The organism is Sphingomonas arabinosi (genome assembly GCF_036663715.1).
In the GTDB taxonomy this organism is placed as follows: Bacteria; Pseudomonadota; Alphaproteobacteria; order Sphingomonadales; family Sphingomonadaceae; genus Sphingomonas.
In genome coordinates, this window is record NZ_JAXOJN010000038.1 from 1 (window position 1) to 7,883 (window position 7,883).

Annotated in this window: 6 protein-coding genes, 1 tRNA gene and 1 pseudogene; 5 read left to right on the forward strand and 3 right to left on the reverse strand. The window is 59.5% G+C overall.

Going from position 1 to position 7,883, the window contains the following annotated elements:
* Positions 1 to 291: 291 nt before the first annotated feature.
* A complete protein-coding gene (locus U1708_RS20250) occupies positions 292 to 1,245 on the forward strand; it encodes a hypothetical protein (RefSeq protein WP_332748083.1) in 954 nt (317 codons plus the stop codon).
* Positions 1,246 to 1,361: 116 nt separating this feature from the next.
* On the opposite strand, the gene U1708_RS20255 is transcribed toward U1708_RS20250, so the two are convergent.
* Entirely contained in the window at positions 1,362 to 1,922 is a 561-nt protein-coding gene (locus tag U1708_RS20255) for a hypothetical protein (protein ID WP_332748085.1), read from the reverse strand.
* Between the two features lie 530 nt (positions 1,923 to 2,452).
* Here U1708_RS20255 and U1708_RS20260 point away from each other — a divergent pair.
* A pseudogene (locus U1708_RS20260) lies at positions 2,453 to 2,676 on the forward strand (IS3 family transposase); the annotation flags it as partial.
* Positions 2,677 to 2,721: 45 nt separating this feature from the next.
* On the opposite strand, the gene U1708_RS20800 reads toward U1708_RS20260, so the two are convergent.
* Positions 2,722 to 3,423, reverse strand: coding sequence for a helix-turn-helix transcriptional regulator (locus tag U1708_RS20800; RefSeq protein WP_443030099.1), 702 nt, complete (start codon positions 3,421 to 3,423; stop codon positions 2,722 to 2,724).
* Between U1708_RS20800 and U1708_RS20265 the strand changes: the two genes are divergently transcribed.
* From U1708_RS20265 to U1708_RS20805, 3 genes are all read left to right on the forward strand, one after another.
* Positions 3,373 to 4,323: an SAM-dependent methyltransferase gene (locus tag U1708_RS20265; RefSeq protein ID WP_332748086.1), complete on the forward strand. Its 951-nt coding sequence runs from the start codon at positions 3,373 to 3,375 to the stop codon at positions 4,321 to 4,323. The genes U1708_RS20800 and U1708_RS20265 overlap by 51 nt on opposite strands.
* Before the next feature lie 322 nt (positions 4,324 to 4,645).
* Positions 4,646 to 5,875 (forward strand): hypothetical protein, encoded by a 1,230-nt coding sequence (locus tag U1708_RS20270; protein WP_332748087.1) that lies wholly within the window; start codon positions 4,646 to 4,648, stop codon positions 5,873 to 5,875.
* 321 nt (positions 5,876 to 6,196) lie between these two features.
* Positions 6,197 to 7,810: a recombinase family protein gene (locus U1708_RS20805; protein WP_443030100.1), complete on the forward strand. Its 1,614-nt coding sequence runs from the start codon at positions 6,197 to 6,199 to the stop codon at positions 7,808 to 7,810.
* Here the strand turns inward: U1708_RS20805 and U1708_RS20285 are convergent.
* A tRNA-Met gene (locus tag U1708_RS20285) sits at positions 7,767 to 7,843 on the reverse strand. The two genes, U1708_RS20805 and U1708_RS20285, sit on opposite strands and share 44 nt — an antisense overlap.
* Positions 7,844 to 7,883: the final 40 nt, after the last annotated feature.

Genomic DNA, 7,883 nt, shown 5'->3' on the forward strand with positions numbered 1-7,883 from the left:
GCCGAACTTGAAAAGCAACGGGCGGGTTTAAACCCGCCTGTTGCTTCGCCCGCGCTACTGCGCGACAACAACGGTCGGTCTCTGGTTGCTGCTGGATGAAAGACGGGGGTCACGTCAGAAGCGATCGCCCAAGGAAAGTTCGACGTCGCCGCTCACATCCCTGTTCGAAAACCAGGGAACAAGACAGGCTCCGCCGGCAACTATCTACCGCGGATCCTGACACGATATGAGCGGACGGCTAATAAGCGTGGTTCGGTGCACGCAACGATAGCGCAAAAGCAGCGCACTGAATTGGGTTTGCTGATTGCCGCCACGCTGATACGCGAATTGCGTAAGGCGATCGGTGCCAAAGTAGCGCTCGGCTCGGCCTGGCCGCTGATGCGAGCAGTATCCCAGCCGAAGGACGCCGAACTTCGACGATACCTTGCCGATTTCGGAGCGGACAAGGCTTTCCTCGGCCACCTTCGTGCCAGCATCCTCAACGCGACGCGCGAATGGGCAGAGCACGCGGGCCGCAAAAAGCCACTCTCGACCAACGCTCAGGTCGCATCGAGCTTTCCAGCTGGCGCCCAGCCCGCCGTCTACTTCGCCACCGTAGAAGACCGAGATAAACGGCGGGAAAACGAACTCGTGGCGTTCGGAAAGCTGATGCTAGGTTCGTCGGCCAATGCACACGATACGCACGTGCTTGATCGGCTGGCAAATGAGGAGCCGGCCTATGCGGATTGGCGCGCCGTGATGACCAGCGCTCGCCTCCCTTCTGCAGTCTATCTGACCAGCGATCCCCTACCGCTCTCCAGCGAAATAGCCGAAGCCCACTGTCGTCGGCTGCTCTACCTGATGCCGGTCGCTGCCGAGCGGGGTAGCGACCATCAGTTGATCGCTACCGCCCTCCCCGCCGTCCCCTTCGACTGCGACGACCTCGATTTAACTGCGACGGGAATTGGACTGATCGATAAACAGCGGCATCAGCTTGGCCGCGCCGTGTTCCGGTATGCACGGGATATTGGGCCCCCGCCGCCCACCGTGCCGCTCGATCACCTTGCCCTATTTCAGGCGTCAGCTTGCTATCTCAGCCTCGCGCCGGATTGGACGGCGCGTGATAAGTGGGAAGCGGCGGGATTTAAGCTGCGCAAAGCGGACAGCGGCAGGTTTGATCTACTTCACGAAATGGCCGCAGCAATACTCGCCGACCCCCTGCCAGGTCTGGGGAGTTTCGATCCTTTGAACCACACACTATACTAATCGCTTTAATTGGGTCTTATTAAATGTTTCCGCATTTAACATTCCGATAATTTATGCATCAAAGCATTATTGCAGATCGGTTTACAACGTTTCCACGCTACTCTGTTTGAATAGGGTCAAAACTTCCTAGCAAATTTCAAGCTTTCAGTACATAGTTCCTTGCTCAATCGCGCGCTCACGCGCTCATTGATCAAAGCCGCGACGGCTGCCACGTCCTCTGTCGTCAGCGCCGCAAAGTCGTCGCGGCTTACCTCATGCTCATCGTACAGAAGATCGATAAACCTTGCCGTATCAGCGTAGAGTCCCGTCTCTTTTTTGACCGCCCGCTCCCGCAGGATATCTTGTTCCGCCTCTTCATAGAGCGCCACTTCTGTCTCTGCGAGATGGATCGCCAGTTCCTTAACGAGCACCTGCTCGATCAGCGGTTTCAATTCTTCTCGCAGTTTGGCAACCAGAGTTTTTCCAGCCTTGATCCGATGCGCGTTGTAGGTAGTTCTAAGCGTCAATCCTTCTAGGTGTCGCCTAAACACCTCCGCTCGCCGGTTGGCTGTCAATCCGACTACTACCTCGAGCAATTTGGCGCGGCGACTATTATATTCTGCTATCTCTGCCTCGAGCAGCGCGATGACTGTCGGCGTAGCCTCGATGCGTGCGGGAGTAGAGTTACTGTCGGACATAATGCTATCTCATGCAACTTTTACGAAGAAGTGATGATGGGAACGCGGTGCCAGCCACACAAGCCTGTACCCAATCTAGGAGCAATTGTATATTTGCACTTGCGGCAGAAACTTCGCGAAAGGTTCCCAATGAATCCTTCGCTATTTCTTGCGCGAGAATGGCCGGCGCCCGATTGCCGTGCGGCGACCTATTTTGCTTATCAAGGCTGTGCGACCACCAACTCATCAATAAGCAGTTCGGATCGACCGCCCCCCTCAATAGCTGTGGCAACTTCAAACGGCTCCATTTCGCTAGTTTCTTGCCCGTGTTCGGTCACCCAGAAGAGCGGGAACAGGTCGCGAGGGGCTTAAAGCGCGGCTCGCAGATGACGACCCCAGGCTCACTAGTTGTTCGCCTTATTGGCCCCTTCGTTGAAATTGACCGGTGCTAATCGACTGGGTTGCCGCCCTGCGTCAACCGCAGGCGCGCCACAGGCGTGAACCGCGCCAGGTTTGCCGGAGGCTCAAACTGGTGAAAAGGTGGAGCTTGTATGAGCAAGAGGACGAACAAATTTGCGCCGGAAGTTCGCCTTGCGCGATGCGAATAGTCTTTGACCACGAGCGGGATCGTCCCTCGCGATGGGCCGCGGTGGTGTCAATCGCGGAAAAGATCGGCTGCGTTCCGCAAACGCTGCATGAGTGGGTGAAGAAAGCTGAGGTCAACAGCGGCAAAGGTGCCGGTGTCCCGGCCGAGGTTGCCGACATGGTGAAAGCAAGCTTCTTAATATGCCACGTTATGGGTGGCGTACTGCTGCGCCATTTAAGCGGAAGTGGTGCGGGCGAGAGAAGGCCAGCCTCGCGTTATTATCGCGGGAACTGGCGCTCGCATTTTACCTTCAGCCCATTCTTCAAATTGGTCTCGACTGGAAAATCCTAAAACTCTTATGAGATTAAAGTTTATCGGTAGTTCCTCCCAATGTAAGTCACCGAGAAGACCTCTCTCGAGGCGTGATAACATAGCCACGCTTACCCTGCTGTAATCCGCTGCCTGCGTGATTGTAACACGCCGTTTGCGACGTAACTCACGCATTCTCGGCCCAATACCTGCCGACAAAGTCGTCTCACCGGTCTCCCAACGTTCCACTAGCGTACCGGGTGCCAAGAGGAGAGCTTTCTCCACCCGCAAGATCGTGTCAGCAGACGTTGGTTCGCCGGCCTCCATTCGCTGAATTGTTCGAACACTTACGTCCGCTTCGGCTGCCAGCGCTGCGGTGGTCTTCCTCTGCATTTTTCGTAGCTCTTTAACCACTTCATGAAGGTTGCTCGGGCGAGCCGAACGCGGCGTGAAGGGATTTTGTTTAGCCATATGCGACAGTTTTGCAAAACCCGGTATCGAGCGCAACCGCCAATCGGTAATAAAAGGGAACGGAAAGAGAACTTCCGTAAACAGCAATGAAGTGGAGCTAATGAAATGGTTGTGATCATGGGCATCAAAAGCGTCGCCACAGAGGTAACGACGCATCAGGTCGGCGGATTCGGGATCGCCGCATCGCTCTCGGCGGGAACCGCGTTCAATCCGGCTTCATCGGTCGCAAGTGCAGCGTGCAACGATAATCACGCATCGGATCGCGGACGCGACCAGTACTTCACCAAGTCGGATGTCGCCTTACATTTCTACGGCATCTTCAAATCCCACTTCAACCCGTCCGACTATAAAATGGTCGAGCCAAGCGCCGGGACGGGAGCGTTCTTCAGCCTCCTGCCCGCGGGCAGTTTGGGCTACGACGTCGACCCTAAATATCCCGGAATAGCGACCGCCGACTTCCTGACGACTAAGATCAAGACCGATCAAAAGATCGCTATCATCGGCAACCCACCCTTCGGCAAAAACTCCAGTACGGCGGTCAGATTTTTCAATCATGCGGCTGATCAATCTGAAATAATTGCATTCATCCTCCCGAGAACATTCCGGAAAGCCTCCATCGAGAATAAGCTCGATCCTTCGTTCCACCTGGTCTGCGAGCATGATGTGCCCGCCAATGCCTTCCTGTTCCAGTCAAAGCCGTACCATGTGCCCGCAGTCTTCCAGATCTGGCGTCGCACCTCGCAATTCCGCACGCCGAGGCCAGTCGCGACAAACCACCCCGATTTCGAGTTCACAACGCCGGAACGCGCGGATTTCGCGATCCAGCGGGTCGGAGAGCGGGCGGGTCGATTGCATCATAATTTCTCCGCCAGCCCGTCCGCTCACTATTTCATCCGAGGCGCTGTCGAGAACATCATGTCGCAGATCAACTTCGCCGATGTCGCAGGCGACGTCGCAGGCAATCCCAGCTTGGCAAAGTCCGAGATCGTCGCGCTGTACCGCCAATGGACTGACGGGAGTCACTGCCCCACGCCAGTCGCACCTCGCTCAGAATGACAGCTTGACAAGATAGCCTTAGGGCGAAATGTTAAATCAGCTTCGTCTTGAGATGCGCGGACGAGGCGCTAGGTCAACAGCCGCCACCTGGAGCGGCTGCATGCAGGTCGCCGGGGCGCGCTATCAACCCCGCCTTTCCGTTTCCCGCCGCTGCGAGTGCGGGTCAGCAAACGCCCTTCGGGGTTGATCGATACGGTTCCAGGGACCGTATGCGCTGGCCTGAGTTTTTCCTATGAACACATACTTGAACACGGTGCCGTCCGTCGGTCGTCATCGCCCCGCGAGCCTTGCAATCCACGCCCTCTTCTCCAGGGGCACTCCTATGAGCTGTATCGAGGATCTGGCGGCTGCCCATATCTCCTCGGTCCTGCACGACGAGCGACAAGAGCCCGTGGCACCCTCCGCCCTTCGCGCCGACCTCACCTGGAGGAAATACTCGCTGAAGATTGCCGTTGAAGGCCGGCAGCGAGACCTTCGCCATCTTTCCGGCGAGTTGCTCCTCAAGCCGCTGGTATTCCCTCGCCAGTATCGCCTGTCAGGCAGCATCGGCGCATGGGTAACACGCATGCTGACAGGCGGAACGTCGATTGCCGACTTCGGTCGGTTGCAGAAGGATCTCGGGTTCGACATCGCGCGGCATACGAGAAATTTGCAGTCGCTTCGCGCGTCATGTGCGAGTGGCTGGCGGCTGCTCCTTCGAGGCGATCTCGTCGGCCTCTACCTACTGATGCCGGACTCACCCGACCAGCGGACGCTTATCCGCGCAGTCGTGCGTGACCACGCGCTGCTCCTCGGTGTCGTCCGCGCCCGACTACTCGCCGAGTATCTACGACGCCTCGCGACCGAGCCGATGGGTCCGCGCTTCGTTGATGACGATCCAGCTTGGGCGAGGCAGGGCGCCCTCCTTATCGATCGGCTCGTCAAACCCTCTAGACGCCTGGACCAGTTTCTCGGCATGGCAGGGGGCGGCTCGGGCAGGAAGACGCTGGACCGCGCGGTCGCCAGCGGTCGGCTCGCCTACGATCATCGGCTCCTGTCAATGGCACGCCGCATCTACCAGCGCCTCGGATCCGCCGCGTTCGACGCAACCGCGGACCAGCGCATCACCGCAAACGTCCGAACCGCCATCGCGCCGCTGACCGCCATCACCCCGAAAATGCTGCGCGACACTGGGATGGGCAGGCAGAGCTTCGCTCAAGCCCAGCTCGGACTCTCGGTCCCCGAGGCCGTTACCGTCCTGGCCCTGAACCTAATCGCCCTGCCCGGCCGGCTGGATGCTACACTTCGCGCTATCGACGAAGGACAGCAGGTGTCGATGGCGGCACCGACACCGTCTGCCTTGCCTGGCACCGCCAACCGCGTGCGCCGGATTGCCACCGCGCTGAAGGCGATCAGCCGCTGCGACTGGCATATCGGCGATACGAGCACCGACCCCGACAATAAGGCGGGCCGAAAACTGCTGCAGCGAGTACATAAGCTTTTGGATGACCCGAAGCCGCCGCACGGTGCGGTCCTGCTTCAGATCTCACCCGCGGAGTGGCTGGGGCAATGATCCCCGCAGCAGTTTTAGGTACCCTGTCCGCTCATCGTCCGAGTCGTCATCCCATCATGGATGAGACCCGCTGCCACTCCTGTTCGCGCCAACCCACCGCACGCTGCCGATTTAGCCTTCGCCGTCGGCATGACGAAGCTCGTCCGTTTGATTGCGAAGCAGGCGGCAGCCGACCATTATGCACGCTGCGCGTCCGCCCCGCGGGCAACCAATGATCCCGGCACACCCGCTGATTAATATACCCCTACCACAAGGTGCTCCTCCACCATGCTGATGCGCCCTGCCCCCCGCATTGTCCTCTACGGGCGCCATTCGACCGCGATGCAAACGGCCACGTCGAGTATTGATCAGACCGAATCGTGCATGAAGCTCGTCGCCTATGTTGGCGGTACCGTACTGGCGACGTATCATGACCCCGAACAGTCCGGCTATCGCCGCGATCGGCCCGGCCTGAGGAAACTGCTGGCGGACATCGAGTCGGGAACAGTCGACTTGATCGTCTGCGAAGCGCTCGACAGGCTTGCGCGCGATGCGGAGGATGTGGCGTGGCTCGGCAAGAAGCTGGCCTACCACCGGGTGCAGTTGCACACAGTGAGCGAGGGGCACGTCGACGAGATCAAGTTCGCCGTCGCCGGGCTGCTGGGCGCGATCTTCCTCAAGCACCTCGTTGACAAGACCTTGCGCGGCATGGAGGCGGCAGTGCTAGCGGGCCGTTGTGCCGGTGGTCGCTCCTATGGCTACAAGCGGGTCATCCGCCTCGATGACCGCGGCGAGCGCATTCGCGGTCTGCTCGAGGTCGACGAGGCACAGGCCGCCATCGTCGAGCGCATCTTTACCGAGTTCGCGGCCGGCGCCTCGTCCATCCAGATTGCGACCAGGCTGAATGCCGACGGCGTGCCCGGTCCGCGCGGCGGGCAGTGGAATGCCTCGACGGTCCGCGGCGACCCGAAAAAGGCGACCGGCATTCTCAACAACCCGCTTTATGTTGGCCGGCTGGTATGGGGACGCCGGCAATGGCGTCGCAACCCGGACAGCGAGAAGCGCGAGCGACGCTATCGCCTACGCGAACATTCAGAATGGATCGAAGTCGCCGTGCCGGATCTGCGGATCGTCGATGACGCACAGTGGAGCGCGGTTCAGGCACAGATAGCGAAGCGTCTGCGTCCCAGCACCGATGTTCCGGTCGCCCGTCAGAACCGCAGGAAGCACTTGCTGTCGGGTCTCATCCGCTGCAGTTGCTGCGGGTCGGGCTACACTATCTCGGGCAAGGACTATTATCGCTGCGCCGGCCAGAAGGAGCGCGGCACCTGCTCGAACACGGTCTCGGTCCGAAAGGGCCCCCTCGAGACGGCAACCCTATCGACTCTCCAAAACCAGTTGCTGACCGAGGATCATGCGCGGTTGTTCGCGGAAGAGTTCCAGCGGGAGATGGCGCGGCTAACGAGCATGTCGGCGAGGCAGGATCGATCGATCATCGACCGCCTCGCGGTTGTCACCCGCGAGATTGACACGCTGGCCGCCAACATGCTGGCAGCGGTGGCCAGCCCTGCCCTGCTAAAGCTCCTTGGAGACCGCGAAGCCGAGAAAGCGCGCCTGGAAGGACAGTTGAGTACGCCAACGACCGTCGCGCCCGGCGCCACGATCCTGTCGCATCCTGCATTGCAGCAACTATTCAAGGAAAAGGTCAGCCGCTTGCGCGAGGCGCTCGACGCTGAAACGGTCCGCGGCGAAGCGGCAGAGATTCTGTCGACGCTCATCGAGAGTGTTACGATCTATCCAGACGGCAAGGATGGTCCAGAGGCGGAGGTCGCCGCGAAGGTGTCGCACCTGATAACCTGGGCCACAAACGACGACGCCGCCCCGAGGGGCGGCGATCGTAGTTCTATGGTGGTGGTTGCGGGGACAGGATTTGAACCTGTGACCTTCAGGTTATGAGCCTGACGAGCTACCGGGCTGCTCCACCCCGCGACGGTCCGGCTATGCGGACGTTGGGTGTGTATGAGACGTT